Origin of the sequence: Paraniabella ginsengisoli (genome assembly GCF_022513635.1) — a bacterium.
In the GTDB taxonomy this organism is placed as follows: domain Bacteria; phylum Bacteroidota; class Bacteroidia; order Chitinophagales; family Chitinophagaceae; genus Niabella; species Niabella ginsengisoli.
Map to the genome: position 1 here is coordinate 435,758 of NZ_JAKWBL010000001.1, position 15,999 is coordinate 451,756.

The window sequence follows — 15,999 nt, forward strand, 5'->3', positions numbered from 1 at the left end:
AAGAGTGGGGATTTTCATATATGAAAGTTTGATTGCTTAAATCTTGAAACCAAGCGTCAGCAGAATCCTCGAATTGTTACTTTTAATATTTGCTGGGTAAAAATCTGCTGTAGTTAAACGATAAGGGAATATCACATCTTTTTGGAAAGAATGTACATAACCCAGATCAATGAAGAAACCTTTATTCCTGTATCCTAAACCACCGGTAGCTTGAACCAACTCGCCTTTTTCACCCGCTAAGTTTTTATACGGATTACCATAATAAGCGCCACCAAAGCGTACTGCGAGCACATTAAACTTTAATTCAGTTCCTAAGCGGGCATTTATGGCACCTTTATAGGCATCGTCAATTACATTGTTTAAGTCGCGGAAATATCCGTTGTTGGCCCCTTGATCATCAGAAGTTGTTCTGAAGTTTGATGCCATATAGTTCACGTATTCTACATCGCCAGAAACAAACCCTTTTTGCGAGCTAACATCATTAACATTGCCAAATAAAACGGAAAAACTTCCCATTAACTTGTAAGGCGTGTTAAGGTTGTAGTCATAAACCAATTCGTTACTTGAAGCTTCTGCATCAAAATCATCTAGATTAGCACCGGCAGTTGCCACGTAGCTGTCGCTCATAGAATAGAAAGTAGGTGAGTGCGCTGCAAAACCCAATCTTAAATTTTCAGTAGCTTTAAAAACTACGCCAGCCTTAATATTAATACCAACTCCTTTTGTTACCAGATCATCGTCAAACCAAGCTGCATCAAAGCCATTGTCATCTGTGGTCGGATCTTGTTCTGTGTACTGTCTGTTTTGTCCGTACCTAAGTATAGGCATACCGATAGAACCACCTAAAAATACTTTTTCGTTAAGATTAGCGGCACCTGCTATTGCAAATTCTGTAATGCCGCCATTGGTTGTTATTACCTGTTTTTGTTCAAGTCCACTTTCTATGGCAAGATCAACAGCTGAAGATGAAAGATTGCCGTCTCCATCCTCTTCAATCCATCCCGCGTCTAACGCTAATCCCGATCCATAATCATTAAAACCATTATTTGCCACAACATCTTCAATGAAATAATCTGCCATTGATGTGCGGCTTAATTGTCCACCTTTATTGGTAAAGGTCATGCGGTTGTTAAAATCTGCAACTCTGTTTATGGCGATACCAAAGGCAGAACTTTTAAGAGAGCCCTGGCCATAATTGGGTTTGCCCAATACGAAACCAGTTGTACCTAAAAAGCCATTCGTTTTATTATCTTTTTCTGTAACACCAAGATAAGTAAGGTTATTATTAAACATATTGGCTCCGCCAGATATTACAAAATCGCCTGTCTTATAAAAGCCGATATTAGCAGGATTCGAAAATAGTGGATATTTCTCCACCGATGGCCCCGTTGGCGTTACCAATAGCCTGCGAGCGTGCAGTACCTGATGACTGTAGCCAGGAATATCTCAAGGCGTCTTCAGGCGTTTGAGCCTGAGCAACACTATACGCAGCGATTAACGTTGCAGCCAGGAAAATTTTTTCATTTTATAAAATGGATTAAGGGTTAAATTCTATTTCATTTTTAGCATTCACTAGTTAAAACCTTCTGCCGCTGCTGCCGCCACCGCCACTACGACTGCCGCCACCGCCGCCGCCATAAGAACCACCACTACTTCTGGAAGGAGATGATGCAGGTGGGGAATAAGACCTGCTTTCTGTTCTTGGCGAAGAATAATTGTCGCTTCTGTTGTTATTGCTATACGTCTCGTTGGATCTATATGAACGGTTATAACTTCCATTATTAGAATAACGACCGGAACTTCTTGAGCTATAACCAGAATTGCGGGTGTCGGTATTTACACTTGCATTATTACGAACGCCATAAGTACTTCTGTAAGTTACACCTGAATTATTTCTATAACCCGGAGTGGTGCCACGTCCTCTGCTAGCTGCCGTACCCGTACCTACGTTTCCTCTGCCATAGCTGCCGAGATTGCTTCTTCTGGGTCCGTAATCTACATTTCTTCCAATAACACCACCGCCGTACCAGCCTCCACCGTACCAACCGCCACCATACCAGCCGTTATACCACGGGTCGTACCAACCACCCCATCCACCAAAACCGCCACCATACCATCCGCCCCATCCGGCGTACCAGCCACCACCATACCAGGGGCTATTCCAACCCCAGCCTAAACCGCCGCCCCAGCCACCATACCATCCCGTGTACCATGGATTATACCACATATTCCAATAACTAACAGGGCTCCATGGGTTATTCCAATACCACGGATCGTTCCAATAAGACCAGTTGTTATAATAGCTAAAGTTGTACCTGTCGCCATAGTAATACCAATTATCAAGTTCGCTCCAGCGATCCCGGTTACGCACTTTCATACGCAGGTAGCGATCGTCATAGTCTTCATATTCCTCATCATCGTCATCGTAACTGCGATAGCGCTTTTCATCTGTTTTTTGAATCTTGGCATATTCTTCCTGCGTGGGCGCGGGTGAACTGTACACGTCATCCGGTGTCTGCCCCGTTTTATAGGCGGTAGAACAGCTTGCAAAAGCGATCATAACGCCTAAAAGGAACAGTAGGGTTGTGGATTTTATCTTCATTTTGGCCATTTATATATTTAATAATTGTTTTAATTAGGCTTAAAATTTACATTTGCGATCCTTTAGTCAGCAAGTTGTAAAAATAATACATATTCCTATATCACTTGTGACGTAAGAATGTTATAAAAGGATGCACAAATTGCTGTTAATTCACAACATATTTTGTTAAAAAAGGTTGGTAAGTATTATTTATATGTAGAAGCAATGAAGTGCATTAGAAATACGTAAAAAATAGCTTATTAGCTTTCGAACGAATCTAATAAATTTTATGAGTAAAGAAATTACATCGAGGCAACAGGATTATGCACAATGGTATAATGATCTGGTATTAAAAGGTGGTTTGGCAGATTATTCTGCTGTTAGGGGCTGCATGGTAATTAAGCCTTACGGATTTGCCCTTTGGGAAAATATGAGAGATGCGCTGGACAAGATGTTTAAAGACACGGGGCATGTAAATGCCTATTTCCCACTTTTTATACCAAAAAGCTTTCTAAGCAAAGAAGCAGCGCACGTAGAGGGTTTTGCTAAAGAATGTGCAGTGGTAACGCATTACCGCCTAAAAAATGACCCTGACGGAAAAGGGGTAATCGTTGATCCGGAAGCTAAACTTGAAGAAGAACTGATTGTGCGCCCAACTAGCGAGACAATTATTTGGAATACATACAAGGATTGATTCAATCCTACAGAGACTTACCGCTTCTGGTAAATCAATGGGCAAATGTTGTAAGATGGGAAATGCGTACCCGGTTATTTCTGCGCACTGCAGAATTTTTATGGCAGGAAGGACATACGGCACATGCAACTCAGGAAGAAGCAGAAATAGAAGCGAAAAAAATGTTGGATGTGTATGCGGAATTTGTTGAAGAATTTATGGCGGTCCCTGTTATTAAAGGAGTTAAATCAGAAAGTGAAAGATTTGCAGGTGCTGTAGATACTTATTGTATTGAAGCGTTGATGCAGGATGGGAAAGCGTTGCAGGCAGGAACATCTCACTTTTTAGGACAAAATTTTGCCAAAGCATTTGATGTTAAATTCTTGACTAAAGAAAATCAGCAGGAATATGTATGGGCCACGAGCTGGGGTGTAAGTACGAGATTAGTTGGTGCTTTGGTTATGGCGCATAGTGACGACGAAGGATTAATTCTTCCTCCCAAAATTGCTCCTTTACAGGTGGCAATTGTACCTATCTATAAAGGCGAAGAGCAAAAAGCACTTATTGATGCGAAGGCTAATGAGATACTGGCAAACCTGAAAAATATGGGGATCAGGGCGAAATATGATGATAGTGATAATAATCGCCCGGGGTGGAAATTTGCTGAATATGAACTAAAAGGCGTTCCTGTAAGAGTTACTTTGGGTGCGCGAGATCTGGCCAATAACCAAATTGAAGTAGCGCGCAGAGATACTAAAACCAAAGAGACAATATCCACAGACGGCATTTCTCAGTATATAGACGGGTTGTTGCTGGATATACAGAATAATATGTTTAAGAAGGCTAAAACTTACCGCGATGAGCACATTACTAAAGCCAATAGTTGGGACGAATTTGTACAACTTTTAGATGAGAAAGGTGGATTTATATTGGCACATTGGGACGGAACTGCTGAAACTGAAAACGATATCAAAGAAAAAACGAAAGCCACAATACGTTGTATACCCATTGATGATATGGGCTTGGAAGAGGGTGTATGTATTTTAACAGGAAAGCCTTCTAAACGACGAGTGCTTTTTGCAAGAGCATATTAAAGATTGGAGAATTGATTAAAAAAAAGTCCGAAAAGATTTCAAACCTTTTCGGACTTTTTAGCGATAGATATTAGTATTCTTTAGTACTTCTTAATAAGTGAAGTCATTGGACTGCGGAGGTTTTGGAAACTTGTCATGTCGATACGAACCTTGCCTACAATGATCGGGCTTTCAATACGTATAGGTACTCTATTTGCATCGTCAGTAACCCAAACTGTCATTTGATCATCACCAGAGAAAATGGTTCCTTTTATTGTTGTAGGTCTTATTTTAATGGCTTTGAATTTACCATATTTGGTGCTTATGGTTTCTTTGCCTAAATATCTTACGTATAGATCATGATTTTCATTATCTAAAAAAATCTTTATACCTATTCTATCTCCAACTTTCAATTTATTGTAATCAATGTTTCTGGCCCAAAAAACAGCACTTACCACATCATGCGCACACGCTGGAATTTTATAAACACCATTGCTGATAGCTGTATTCGCTGCTCTGTTAAAGCCTACATTCTGATATTTTTTATAACCGCCTTCATTTACATCGCGTACAAACTTAAGTGGTAGCAAAGTTTCAACATCCATATAAGTTTCATAAACATCTTTGGCTTTATAAGCCCATTCATAGGAAGGAAGTGTATGCCCTTCGCCAACTACATGGTAAACAGATTTGCCGTTCAGCTTTTCAAGCGTAGTTGTAAAAGATCCCGCGCCTGCGGTCACATTGATGAGTTTCGCTGCTGTATAATAAACAACAAATCCCACTTTTTCTCCTGCCTTGAACGCAGTATTATCGATCCCACATTTTTGTATTATATCGTCAGTTTCTGTGGTAACAGGAATTTTTGTATTGGCCATCGCGGCAATCGAAAAAATAGCTAAAACTGATAATCTAAGTGCTTTCATTCTTGCATTTTTAGTTTTCCTTTAGCGAATTTTAGTGTGTTAAAAGAAACGCTTTGGAAGGTTTTTCAGCGATACGATCATTCATACGCCGGTTCATGTTTGTTTTTTAAAATATATTTTTTATTCCCAATATTAGCAAACTACCAATTAAAGCAGGAAATACCAGGTTTATTAACCATATAGCTAATGAAGTTAAGCTGACACCCAGGTGGTTAACTGTAAACAGTCCCATAAGTTGAATGCTTAGCTCGTTCTTCAAGCCTAAATCTGTGAAAAGAGCGATTGTTGGTATGATAGCCATTACTAAAAACATTACACTTATTCCCATCCAGCTCTGCACTGGCGTGACATTTACCTCAAATAACTCAAATAGCAGGAAATACTGCAAGCTAAAAACCAAAAAACGTACTACTGACAAAGACAAAAACTTTACCAATAAAGTTGCACTCACATGTTCTACCGCCTCAATGGCCCACGAGAACTTACTGATTTGCGGCAATTTATCAATAATTTTTACCAACCATGGTAATCGGAAGTAAAATAACAACAATATAATAACTATAATGACAGAGACCCAAAGAAATGCATTGGCAAAAGCATAGCTTACAATGCCTGCTGCGATCAGGTCATTTTTTAAAAGAAACAAAGCCACAACTCCCATCAAAAAAGTTACGATCAACTGACTCATGTTGGCAACGATAGTGAGCGAGATCGCTTTTATCCTGTTTCCTTCGCTCATGTATAATACCCGGCCTACATACTCGCCAATTGAATTTGGAGTACTGATTGAGAATGAAATGCCTGAAAAAATAGCCTTGAAAGCCCTTACAAAGCTTATTTGCTGAATTCGTTTTACCGCCAGCATCCATTTGTAAGCTTCCAGGCTCCAATTTACAAGCATTAAAAATATCGTAGCAATCAAATAAAAAATATTGTAACTGGCAAGCGATGATTTGATGCTGGAAAGCGACTCTTCAAGCCCCGCCTGACTGCTAATTTGCTTGTAAATAGACCAGGCCAGCCATATAAACAAAAGCGGTCCTAAAAAATAATTGATGAATATTTTAATATTTTTGTTCACCTTCACCTTGAGCGTAAAAATAGTATCTGTTTGCAACAATCTTCCAAAATAATATTAGGCATCGACCCCGGCACCATCATTATGGGCTACGGCATCATTTTGTGTAATCAGCAAAAAGTGCAATTGCTTGAGATGCATGCCTAAAATTGCCTGCTAAAAAAGCAATTACGAAAGGCTTAACCTGATACATCAAAAAGTGACGGAACTGATTTCTTTGTATAAACCGACAGAATTTGCTATCGAAGCTCCATTCTTTGGGAAAAATGTGCAAAGTATGCTTAAGCTGGGAAGAGCGCAGGGAGTTGCCATTGCCGCTGCAATGCACCATAATCTGCCAATCACTGAATATTCTCCTAAAAAAGTGAAGCTGGCCGTAACCGGAAATGGGAATGCCGATAAAGAGCAGGTTTGGAAAATGTTGCAACAAACAATGAACCTTACAGAGTTACCTCAATATTTTGATGCGACCGATGCTTTGGCTGTGGCCATCTGTCATCATTACCAGTTACAATCACCCATTCCTTCAGCTGGCAGCCTGAAGGGATGGGCAGATTTCATTAAAAAAATCCGGAGCGGGTGAAGTGAGGGGAGCAGGTTTCAGGTTCACAAGTTTCTGGATGTACATCAAACATTGTACACCGTACATTTCCTGTTAATCTTAAAATCTCATAAATTCAGGTTCAGACAAGCCCAAAAATCAGTAAATTGCATGTATAAATGGATGAAGAAAAAAATATAGTATTTCTGATGAAGACGATATGCTTTCTGTAGTAAATGAGCCGCAAGATGTTTTCTTTGAAAAAGCCGAAGATGATTTGTTGCGCGCAGCCTTGGAGCGCAGTTACAAAGAGCGTTTTCTTGTAATGACATGCCTAATGAAAAGAAATATCATGTTTAAAAATGCTAAAATTACTTATAAGCCATACAAGCAATAACTAACCTAATGTATGGATATATTCGATACTGAATTATTAGAGTTTTGGAATTGCCTTAACAAAAGAAAGGTGAAGTACATTATGGTTGGCGGTGTTGCTACAAACCTTAATGGTTATCAACGCTCAACCGAAGATGTCGATGTCTGGCTAAAGGATACAAAAGCAAATCGAGAAAATTTTCGCAAAGCGTTTGAAGATTATACCGGTGAAAACTATGCAATGATCAATAACATGCAAATTGTACCGGGCTGGACTTATTTTTATCTGAACAATGGCTATCGGCTTGATCTTTTGACAGAAATGAAAGGACTGGAAGGTTTTTCGTTTGAGAAATGCCTGGAATTGGCTGGGGTTGCTGATATTGATGGAGTAGAGATACCTTTTTTACATATAAATCATTTACTCGCCAATAAAAGAGCGGTCAACAGGCCGAAAGACCAAATTGATGTGATCTATTTAGAAAAAATAAAAAAATACAGGAAGAAGATTAGTTTAAAGACGACAAGGTTGAAAGGTTCCTGCTAATCTTAAAAATCCTACAAATCCAGGTACAACTTTCCCTAACTCCCCTTATCTTTGCGCCAAATTTCACTGAATGATGGGTTCTAACGGCTTCAAATCCTTTATTGTAGCGGCTTTTAGCCTCTTTTTAGTATTTGCTGGGCAATCTGCGCTTGCGCAACATGAAACTGCTGATGCAGAACATGCTACAGCAGCGCACAGCGCTGAAGCGGAAGAAGCATTTAATCCGGGTGAAGCTATCTTGCATCACATTGCAGATGCACATGAATTTCATTTCTTTAACTTTAAAAAGAGCGACGGAACAGAGTTTCACGCAACCTTGCCTTTACCTGTTTTGGTGTATTCACCTCAAAGAGGTTTTTCTGCATTCATGTCTTCCAATTTTCATCACGGACATGAAGCCTACAATGGTTATAAGTTAGAGCATGATAAGATCGTAGCAGTTGATGCGGCTGGTAATATTGACGAGTCAGTTAAAGTGTTCGATTTCTCAATTACTAAAAACGTTGCGCAAATGTTGCTGGCGCTGATCGTGTTGATACTTATATTGACATCTATTGCCAAAAAATACAAAACCGGGCAAGGTGTTACCACAGCTCCTAAAGGTTTTCAAAATGCAGTAGAACCGGTAATCACTTTCGTGCGCGACGATATTGCAAAACCTAATCTTGGACCTAAATACAAAAAATATTTACCTTATCTGCTTACCGTATTTTTCTTCATTTTGATCAATAATATTTTCGGCTTGTTGCCCGGCGCGGCCAACGTTACCGGTAATATTGCTTTCACTGCAGTAATGGGGATTATATCATTAGTAGTTATTCTGTGCAGCACTAACAAGCATTATTGGGAACATATTTTCTGGTTTCCTGGTGTGCCGCTTCCGGTAAAAATATTAATGATTCCGGTGGAGTTGTTGGGTGTATTTACAAAGCCTTTCGCGTTGATCGTGCGTTTGTTCGCCAACATGACGGCTGGCCACATCATCATCCTTAGTTTTGTAAGCCTTATTTTTATATTTGGCGAAATGAGCAAAACGGCTGGCTGGGCATTCAGTCCTATATCAATAGCATTTGCGGTGTTTATTTATGTTATTGAAATTTTGGTTGCTTTCATTCAGGCATACATATTTACGGTACTTACATCTGTATTTATCGGTGGGGCTATTGGCGATCATCATTATGAAGAAGATGTGCATCCGCATCATTAATAAGTTTTTTATTTTTAATTATATAAAATCACAATCATGGATTTATTGAACACTTTGTTGGAAGTAACTGGTAGCTGGTCTCACGTAGGTGGTGCTATTGGCGCTGGTTTAGCAGCAATTGGTGCTGGTTTGGGTATTGGCCAAATCGGTAAAGGCGCTACCGAAGGTATCGCTCGCCAGCCAGAAGCAGCTAACGACATTCGTGGTGCTATGATCTTAACTGCAGCCTTTATCGAGGGTGTTGCCCTGTTTGCGGTAATCGCAGGTTTATTGGCAGTATTGAAGTAATAGCTTCACCAAAAAATTATTGCACCTTAAGCAAAGGGCGGCGGGTGCAGTTTTTTTAGTTCTTTTATTTTTATTGTCCCGGCTGAAGAACATGTGGCATCGGTATTGCCACGCTCGGTTTATCGTCCCGATTAAAAATCATCAGAATCGCGGCAGTTTATCCTGAGCTTGTCGAGGGATCGCACACTTGATCTGTAGAATATAAATCAACTTTTAGTTAACAAGGATATATAGCTTCTCATCCTTATCAACTTTTCAACTTAACATAAAACAATGCAATTACTCACTCCCGATCTTGGCTACTTTGTATGGGCGCTTGTTGCCTTTGTGGTAGTATTTTTAATACTGAAAAAATTTGCCTGGAAGCCGATTTTGAAATCTTTGAACGAGCGCGAACAAAATATTGCTGGTGCTATCGCTACTGCTGAAAAGGTAAAAGCAGAGATGGCAGCTTTGCAAAGCGAGAACGAAGCTTTATTAGCTAAAGCCCGTGAAGAAAGAGCTGCGCTGATAAAAGATGCACGCGAAACAAAAGACAAAATGATCAACGAGGCAAAAGAGCTGGCAAAAACCGAAGCATCTAAAATTATTGCTGATGCACAACAGGCAATCAACGCTCAAAAAATGGCTGCTTTAACAGAAGTTAAAAACGAAGTTGGTAAGCTGGTTATTGAAGTAAGTGAAAAAGTTTTAAAACAGGAGTTGAGCAGCGCTAATAAACAAGAAGCCCATATTAACGGCTTAGTTGATAGCATTAAGCTTAATTAGCAAGTAGGGAATAGTGAATGGCAAGTAGGACAACGCCATTTAAAATTCAAAATTTTATATTCAAAATTCAAAATTTCAAATGCTTAATCCTCGTTTAGCATACAGATACGCAAAAGCTTTACTGGACATTGCCATCGAAAAAGGGCAGTTAGACCGTGTGTTTACTGATGTGCAGTGGTTAAAAGAAGTGTGCCAGCAAAGCAGCGATTTTGTGAGTTTGCTGCGTAGCCCAATTATTAAAGCAGATAAAAAGCAAAAGATTGTTGATGCCATTACAAAAGATAGCATTAGCGAAATTACAAACGGTTTTATCAGGTTGCTGATTTCGAAAGTGCGCGAATCTCATTTACCAGAAATGCTGAATGAATTTGTAAAGCTTTATAAGCAGCATAAAAACATAAGTACTGTTAAATTAACCACGGCGGTGCCTGTAAGCGATGCTGTAAAAGATGGAATTATTGCACAGGTTAAAAAAGCTGCCGATATTGAAAATGTAGAATTAGAGGAAACAGTAAACCCTGATATTATTGGAGGTTTTGTTTTGGAAATGGGCGATAAAATGATCGATGCAAGTATTGCTTACGATTTGCGCGAAGTAGCCAAGCAGTTTAAAAACAATGATTTTATTTATAAAGTGAGATAGCTTTTATATCTTTATATAACATTTAAAGCCCGGAGTCAAAGTACTACGGGCTTTTTTATTGCTAACGTGATGAAAGAGATATGAAAGATACGATAGAAATACTACGGTTGATAGCAGATGGAAATGAGTGGGCTTTTCGTCAGTTATATGATCACTATCATCAAAGAATATATTCTATCGGTTATTACTTCACCCAATCTGATGCTATTGCTCAAGACATTACCCAGGATGTTTTTTTAAAATTTGGGAAAAAAGAGACCAATTAAAAACAATTAAAAACTTTGAAGCCTGGATAAAAGTGTTGATTCGCAATCATGCTTATAATATTATAGCAAAAGCGGCCAGAGCTACTGCTTATCAAAAACAAAACACCCATCCGGTTGAGTCGCCTTCTATAAGTAAATATGTGGAACAAAAAGAGCAATCGGCTTTAATTTTTCGGGCCGTTTATAAACTACCCGAACAACAAAAAAGAGTGTATCTGCTCAACAAATTTGATGGTTTTAGGCCGGCCGAAATTGCCGAAGCCATGGGCTTAAGTATTCATACGGTAAAAAACCATTTAAAAGCCGCAAGTGCTTCTGTGCTTTCTTACTGCCAAAGAAACATGGAGCTGTTCCTGCTCATTTTATTTTTATAAAATAATTTTTTCCAGACTAGCCCTTTTTTGCTTTTCAATTGTCCTATATCTGCTACGGCGATTTAAAACGATTTCTGTAACTGCTAATATGAGTAAAAAACGAGTTATAGAACTGCTTCAATTGTTTGCTGCAAAAAAGCAACTACTTCCGACAAAGAAGAGCTGTTTGCTTATTACCGCAAAGAGGAAAATGCTGCGGCAATAAAAAAATTAATTGAGGAATATTGGGATAAAAAATCTTTTGAAATATTGCTTACAAAAGAGCAGTCCGAAATACTGTACAATTCCATTCATAAAACAATTCAGAAGCCAACTTTCAAAAGAACATGTTTGCCCATTGCTATTAAGCGCTGGCTGGTGGCAGCCTCTCTTGTGCTGGCTACAGGCATGTTGTTTTACATATATCGGTTTAATAGTGACGATGTTTCGCCAAAAAATATAGCTATATTAACCGATATTGCTCCGCCGCAATCTTCAAGAGCGGTGCTGTTTTTAGAAAACGGCGACACACAAGAATTGCACACAACTAAAAATGTGGTGACGTTGCCCCACGCTTTGGTTAAAGAAAAGAGCGGCACGCTACATACTATTTTCAACCCACGAGGCAGCCAACCTATTGAGTTTATACTACCAGACGGAAGCCGTCTTTGGCTAAGTGCAGAAAGCTCGGTTACATATCCGGCTGTTTTTGACAAGAAGCAACGACGGATTCAGATAAACGGAGAAGCCTACTTGGAAGTAACGCACGATGCCAACAGCCCTTTTGTTGTTTATAGCGGATCAACGGAAGTTAAAGTGTTGGGTACGCGTTTTAATATCAATTCATTTGGAAAAGAAACAAAAGTGACTTTGTTAGAAGGCCTGATTACGGTAAAGTCTAGTAATGATTCTGCATTGATAAAACCCGGACAAGCCGCCGTTATAAAAGCCGGATTGGACGTTACAAAATCAGATACCGCCGCTGCTGTGGCCTGGAAAAATGCAATATTTGACTTCAGGCAAACGGATATCAGAGATATTATGCAGGAAGTGGCACGCTGGTACGATGTGAATATACGCTATGAAGGAAAAGTTTCTGACATTACTTTATCTGGAACGATTGACAGAAATACAAATGCCTTGCGTGTTGTGGAAATGTTAGCATTGAGCAGCGGTCTCGATTTTAAAATTGAAGGGAGAACGATTATTGTTAAAAATCAAAAATAAAAAAAGCGGGCGTGTTGGAGCACGACCCGCCAAAAGTTCAGTAAAATAAAAATAGGTAAAAATTTTATTAACCAAACACATCACAAAAATATGAATTTACGAAGGAAAAACTGCGCCTTACCGGCAAAGCCGGGATGCGCCAAATTACTGCTGTATATGAAATTATCTATTGTCTTTTTCTTGCGGCCACATTGCCTGCTTTTGCAGGAGCAAGCGGGCAAACGGTTACATTTTCTAAGAAAAATGTAAGCCTCGAAAAAGTATTTGTAGAAATCAGAAAACAAACTGGCTATAACTTTTTGTACAATGATGCCTTGCTGGCCAAAAGCAAAAAAATAACTGTTTCGGCAAAAAGGATGCCTTTAAAAGACATGCTTGACTTGATTTTCTCCAATCAGCCACTTGCTTATAGCATTTTAGACAAAACGGTTGTAGTGAAAGAAGACAGGTTTAAAAAATACAACCGCCCGACCCTATAAAAGTTACAGGCTCGGTTAAAGACGACCAAGGCAATCCGATACGTGGTGCAAGCGTTACCGTAAAAGGACAAAGCAAAGGTGTTATTAGCGATGATGAAGGACGCTTTGTAATAACGGTTGACGAAAATGCCGAGCTGGAAATATCGGCTGTTGGTTATGTTCCACTAACAGTAAAGGTAAACGGCAGCACAAATATTGACGTTAATTTATTGGCAGGAGAAAATAAGCTGGATGAAGTAGTGGTAGTGGGTTATGGCACGCAAAAGAAACGTGATTTAACCGGTGCTGTTGCCAGTGTGGACATGACAGCTACGCAGGATGTACCCAATACCAATGTGCTGGGAGCCTTAAGAGGCGCAGCGCCGGGGCTAAATATTGGTAGCACCGATAGGCCGGGAGAAAACCCTTCATTGAGTATTAGAGGACAGAATTCGATTACTGCCGGAAATTCGCCACTAATTATATTAGATGGTATTATTTTTAATGGTAGTTTGAACGAAATTAATCCCAACGATGTTCAAACAATTGATGTATTAAAAGATGCAAGTGCAGCTGCGGTTTATGGTTCCAGATCGGCAAACGGGGTAATCATCATAACATCCAAAAAAGGAGCTTCAGGAAAACCCGTATTTAATGTATCAGCCAATTATGGTACATCCAACCCTGTAAAGCTGATTCCTACTTTAACACCCGATCAGTACATAAAAAAATATTGGATTACAGAATAGCGCAGGGAGACGAAGCAGATCCCGCAAAAATTACAGATTATTTAAGCCTTATTGAAGCAAATAATTATAAAGCTGGCAAAACGGTTGATTGGTTTAAAGAATTAATAAAACCAGCGTTGTTTTCCGATTATAATGCAAGCATTTCGGGCCAAGCCAATAAAACCAATTACTTTTTATCGGGCGGATATTTAACGCAAAAGGGCATTGTGGACTATGATGATTTTAAGCGGATTTCAGTAAGGTTAAATGTATCTAACAAAATTACCAATTGGTTAGCCATCAATGTAAAATCTACTTTTACAAGTATGGATTATTCGGGTCAGCCTTATGGCAAGTTAAATCAACTACATGGGTTAAGCCCATATAGTAATATTTACGAAGATGGGGCAAGTAGTGGCAAGTATGCGTATTACCCAATGGAGGATCCGTATTTCAGAAATCCATATTTGCAAAAAGATATTATTGATGAGGATATCAGAACCAGCCTTTGGGGCGCTGTCTCTACCATTATTGATGTGCCGTTTGTAAAAGGGTTAAAATTAACTTCTAATTATTCTATTAATCACCGCCAGAACGATCAGAATAATTTTGAAAACAGCTATTTAGACCCCGTTCAAAATGGTTTTGCATCCAAAAAGAATGAGCAGTTTTTGAGCTGGTTATTTGATAATATAGTAAGTTATAACAAAACCTTTAATGGTGTTCACGACTTAAGCTTGACAGGCTTGGTAAGCCGCGAGTTTTATAAAGCTTCAAATACACTAGCTACTGCTAACAACTTTTTTAATCAGGCAACCGGTTTTTATGCGTTAGAATTAGGTGAGGTTCAGAAAAACTCTTCGGGTTATGCAGATCAAAACCAAACGGCTGTAATGGGAAGAATCAATTATGGCTACGATAACAGGTATAGCATTACCGGTACTGTAAGAAGAGATGGTTATTCGGCTTTTGCAGAAGGTAACAAATACGCAACGTTTTTATCAGGAGGTATAGCCTGGACTGTTTCGGAAGAAGCTTTTATGAAAGATATAACCTGGATGGATAATTTAAAAATCAGGCTTTCTTACGGACAAAATGGTAATCAGGCTATTGACAGATATTCAACACTCGCAAAAATATCCAATGCCAAACAATATATTTTTGGAGATGGCGGCACTTCCCAAGTGGGCGCTGAAGTAACCGGAATTGCTAATAACAGTTTGGGTTGGGAAAAAACCAGCAGTTATAACTTAGGGATAGATTTCAGCATTTTTAAAAACAGATTAAGCGGTAATATTGACCTGTATTCTTCTCAAACAACCGACCTTTTGCTAAAACGCGATTTACAAAACTTTACCGGCTATGCAGACGTGTTAACCAACATTGGACAAACTGCAAATAAAGGAATAGAAATTGCACTTAATGGCGACATTGTAAGAAGCGGAAATATTGTTTGGAATATGGCAGGAACATTTGCATTAAACAGAAACAAGATTACCAAATTAGTGGGTGCCGATAACGATGGAGATGGAAAGGAAGATGATAATATTGCCAGCAGCTGGTTTATTGGAGAACCGTTGGGAGTGATATACGGCTATGGTATCAACGGAATTCATCAAACCGGCGAAGAAAATATACCAGCGGGCTATGCTCCAGGCGATTTCCGGATTGTGGATTATGATGGCGACGGCGAGCTATCAGCTAACGACCGGCATATTTTGGGCTATAGCACCCCTAATTATCGCTTTAGCATTACCAATACTTTCAGCTATAAAAATTGGGCGCTTTTTGCCAGAATTAATTCTATACAAGGTGGCAACGGGTATTATCTGGGAAATAATATTGCAATGCATAACCCGAATAATAATTTCGCTTCTTGGACGGAACGGTTCAGCTTTACCCAAATGGATTATTGGACACCCGACAACCCATCCAACACCGCAGCCAGAATTAATTATACCGCACCCCGCGGACATGCTTATTTGGAAGACCGAAGCTTTATCAGATTGCAGGATGTGACGCTGTCTTACAGTCTTAACCAGCAATTGCTCGATAAGTATAAAATAAAAGGTTTACGCATTTTTGCCAGCGGTACCAATCTTTATACCTGGACCAAATGGAGCGGTTACGACCCCGAACCCGAAGGTGATGGCTATAAAGGAACAACCATTGGTCATTTCCCGATGCTGAGAACCTACACTGTTGGTCTTGATTTTAAATTCTAAATACCTGAAAAAATATAGAAATGAAAGTATTAAAAAATATAT

General features: G+C 39.3%; 18 protein-coding genes. 14 read left to right on the plus strand and 4 right to left on the minus strand.

The annotated features are described in order from the left end of the window. Positions 1-36: 36 nt before the first annotated feature. Positions 37-1,377, minus strand: coding sequence for an aromatic hydrocarbon degradation protein (locus MKP09_RS02445; RefSeq protein ID WP_240826275.1), 1,341 nt, complete (start codon positions 1,375-1,377; stop codon positions 37-39). A gap of 199 nt (positions 1,378-1,576) precedes the next feature. Further along, positions 1,577-2,602 carry a hypothetical protein gene (locus tag MKP09_RS02450; protein ID WP_240826276.1) on the minus strand — a complete coding sequence of 342 codons (1,026 nt, stop codon included), beginning with the start codon at positions 2,600-2,602 and terminating at the stop codon, positions 1,577-1,579. Between the two features lie 268 nt (positions 2,603-2,870). Between MKP09_RS02450 and MKP09_RS28550 the strand changes: the two genes are divergently transcribed. Both MKP09_RS28550 and MKP09_RS02460 read left to right on the plus strand, forming a co-directional pair. Further along, a complete protein-coding gene (locus MKP09_RS28550) occupies positions 2,871-3,275 on the plus strand; it encodes a class-II aminoacyl-tRNA synthetase family protein (RefSeq protein WP_240826277.1) in 405 nt (134 codons plus the stop codon). Then, entirely contained in the window at positions 3,254-4,348 is a 1,095-nt protein-coding gene (locus tag MKP09_RS02460; RefSeq protein ID WP_240826278.1) for a His/Gly/Thr/Pro-type tRNA ligase C-terminal domain-containing protein, read from the plus strand. The genes MKP09_RS28550 and MKP09_RS02460 overlap by 22 nt, the downstream gene beginning before the upstream one ends. 80 nt (positions 4,349-4,428) lie before the next feature. Here MKP09_RS02460 and MKP09_RS02465 read toward each other — a convergent pair whose 3' ends face one another. After that, entirely contained in the window at positions 4,429-5,253 is an 825-nt protein-coding gene (locus MKP09_RS02465) for a DUF3108 domain-containing protein (protein WP_240826279.1), read from the minus strand. 106 nt (positions 5,254-5,359) lie between these two features. After that, positions 5,360-6,373, minus strand: coding sequence for a lysylphosphatidylglycerol synthase transmembrane domain-containing protein (locus MKP09_RS02470; RefSeq protein ID WP_240826280.1), 1,014 nt, complete (start codon positions 6,371-6,373; stop codon positions 5,360-5,362). A gap of 157 nt (positions 6,374-6,530) precedes the next feature. Between MKP09_RS02470 and ruvC the strand changes: the two genes are divergently transcribed. The 12 genes from ruvC (at position 6,531) to MKP09_RS02530 (ending at position 15,957) form a co-directional block, all read left to right on the plus strand. Next, positions 6,531-6,914: a crossover junction endodeoxyribonuclease RuvC gene (gene ruvC / locus MKP09_RS02475; RefSeq protein WP_240826281.1), complete on the plus strand. Its 384-nt coding sequence runs from the start codon at positions 6,531-6,533 to the stop codon at positions 6,912-6,914. A gap of 367 nt (positions 6,915-7,281) precedes the next feature. Further along, positions 7,282-7,794, plus strand: coding sequence for a nucleotidyltransferase (locus MKP09_RS02480; protein ID WP_262915076.1), 513 nt, complete (start codon positions 7,282-7,284; stop codon positions 7,792-7,794). Positions 7,795-7,864: 70 nt separating this feature from the next. Then, positions 7,865-9,001 (plus strand): F0F1 ATP synthase subunit A, encoded by a 1,137-nt coding sequence (gene atpB, locus MKP09_RS02485; protein ID WP_240826283.1) that lies wholly within the window; start codon positions 7,865-7,867, stop codon positions 8,999-9,001. A 36-nt stretch (positions 9,002-9,037) separates the two neighbouring features. Then, positions 9,038-9,289: an ATP synthase F0 subunit C gene (gene atpE / locus MKP09_RS02490; protein WP_114792401.1), complete on the plus strand. Its 252-nt coding sequence runs from the start codon at positions 9,038-9,040 to the stop codon at positions 9,287-9,289. Between the two features lie 273 nt (positions 9,290-9,562). Continuing rightward, positions 9,563-10,057, plus strand: a complete 495-nt coding sequence (gene atpF / locus MKP09_RS02495; RefSeq protein ID WP_240826284.1) for a F0F1 ATP synthase subunit B — start codon at positions 9,563-9,565, stop codon at positions 10,055-10,057. A 79-nt stretch (positions 10,058-10,136) separates the two neighbouring features. Then, the gene (gene atpH / locus MKP09_RS02500; protein ID WP_240826285.1) at positions 10,137-10,700 is read left to right on the plus strand and encodes an ATP synthase F1 subunit delta; all 564 of its coding nucleotides are present in this window, start codon (positions 10,137-10,139) and stop codon (positions 10,698-10,700) included. 107 nt (positions 10,701-10,807) lie between these two features. Further along, positions 10,808-10,966: an RNA polymerase sigma factor gene (locus MKP09_RS02505; RefSeq protein ID WP_240826286.1), complete on the plus strand. Its 159-nt coding sequence runs from the start codon at positions 10,808-10,810 to the stop codon at positions 10,964-10,966. Between the two features lie 26 nt (positions 10,967-10,992). Continuing rightward, a complete protein-coding gene (locus MKP09_RS02510; RefSeq protein WP_240829125.1) occupies positions 10,993-11,340 on the plus strand; it encodes an RNA polymerase sigma factor in 348 nt (115 codons plus the stop codon). A 330-nt stretch (positions 11,341-11,670) separates the two neighbouring features. Further along, complete coding sequence (locus MKP09_RS02515; protein WP_240826287.1) at positions 11,671-12,546, plus strand: FecR family protein; 876 nt, start codon at positions 11,671-11,673, stop codon at positions 12,544-12,546. A gap of 134 nt (positions 12,547-12,680) precedes the next feature. Beyond that, entirely contained in the window at positions 12,681-13,025 is a 345-nt protein-coding gene (locus MKP09_RS02520) for an STN domain-containing protein (protein WP_240826288.1), read from the plus strand. After that, entirely contained in the window at positions 13,022-13,753 is a 732-nt protein-coding gene (locus MKP09_RS02525) for a TonB-dependent receptor plug domain-containing protein (protein ID WP_317235231.1), read from the plus strand. The genes MKP09_RS02520 and MKP09_RS02525 overlap by 4 nt, the downstream gene beginning before the upstream one ends. Then, positions 13,738-15,957, plus strand: a complete 2,220-nt coding sequence (locus MKP09_RS02530) for a SusC/RagA family TonB-linked outer membrane protein (protein WP_240826290.1) — start codon at positions 13,738-13,740, stop codon at positions 15,955-15,957. Before MKP09_RS02525 ends, MKP09_RS02530 begins: the two co-directional genes overlap by 16 nt. The last annotated feature ends 42 nt before the right edge of the window (positions 15,958-15,999 follow it).

Excerpts from the sequence above, each read along its gene's own strand:
- MKP09_RS02520 (WP_240826288.1), top strand. The coding sequence starts at position 12,681 with ATGCGCCAAATTACTGCTGTATATGAAATTATCTATTGTCTTTTTCTT.
- atpF (WP_240826284.1), top strand. The coding sequence starts at position 9,563 with ATGCAATTACTCACTCCCGATCTTGGCTACTTTGTATGGGCGCTTGTT.
- atpE (WP_114792401.1), top strand. The coding sequence starts at position 9,038 with ATGGATTTATTGAACACTTTGTTGGAAGTAACTGGTAGCTGGTCTCAC.
- MKP09_RS02450 (WP_240826276.1), bottom strand. The coding sequence starts at position 2,602 with ATGAAGATAAAATCCACAACCCTACTGTTCCTTTTAGGCGTTATGATC.
- atpH (WP_240826285.1), top strand. The coding sequence starts at position 10,137 with ATGCTTAATCCTCGTTTAGCATACAGATACGCAAAAGCTTTACTGGAC.
- MKP09_RS02465 (WP_240826279.1), bottom strand. The coding sequence starts at position 5,253 with ATGAAAGCACTTAGATTATCAGTTTTAGCTATTTTTTCGATTGCCGCG.
- atpB (WP_240826283.1), top strand. The coding sequence starts at position 7,865 with ATGATGGGTTCTAACGGCTTCAAATCCTTTATTGTAGCGGCTTTTAGC.
- MKP09_RS02480 (WP_262915076.1), top strand. The coding sequence starts at position 7,282 with ATGGATATATTCGATACTGAATTATTAGAGTTTTGGAATTGCCTTAAC.
- MKP09_RS28550 (WP_240826277.1), top strand. The coding sequence starts at position 2,871 with ATGAGTAAAGAAATTACATCGAGGCAACAGGATTATGCACAATGGTAT.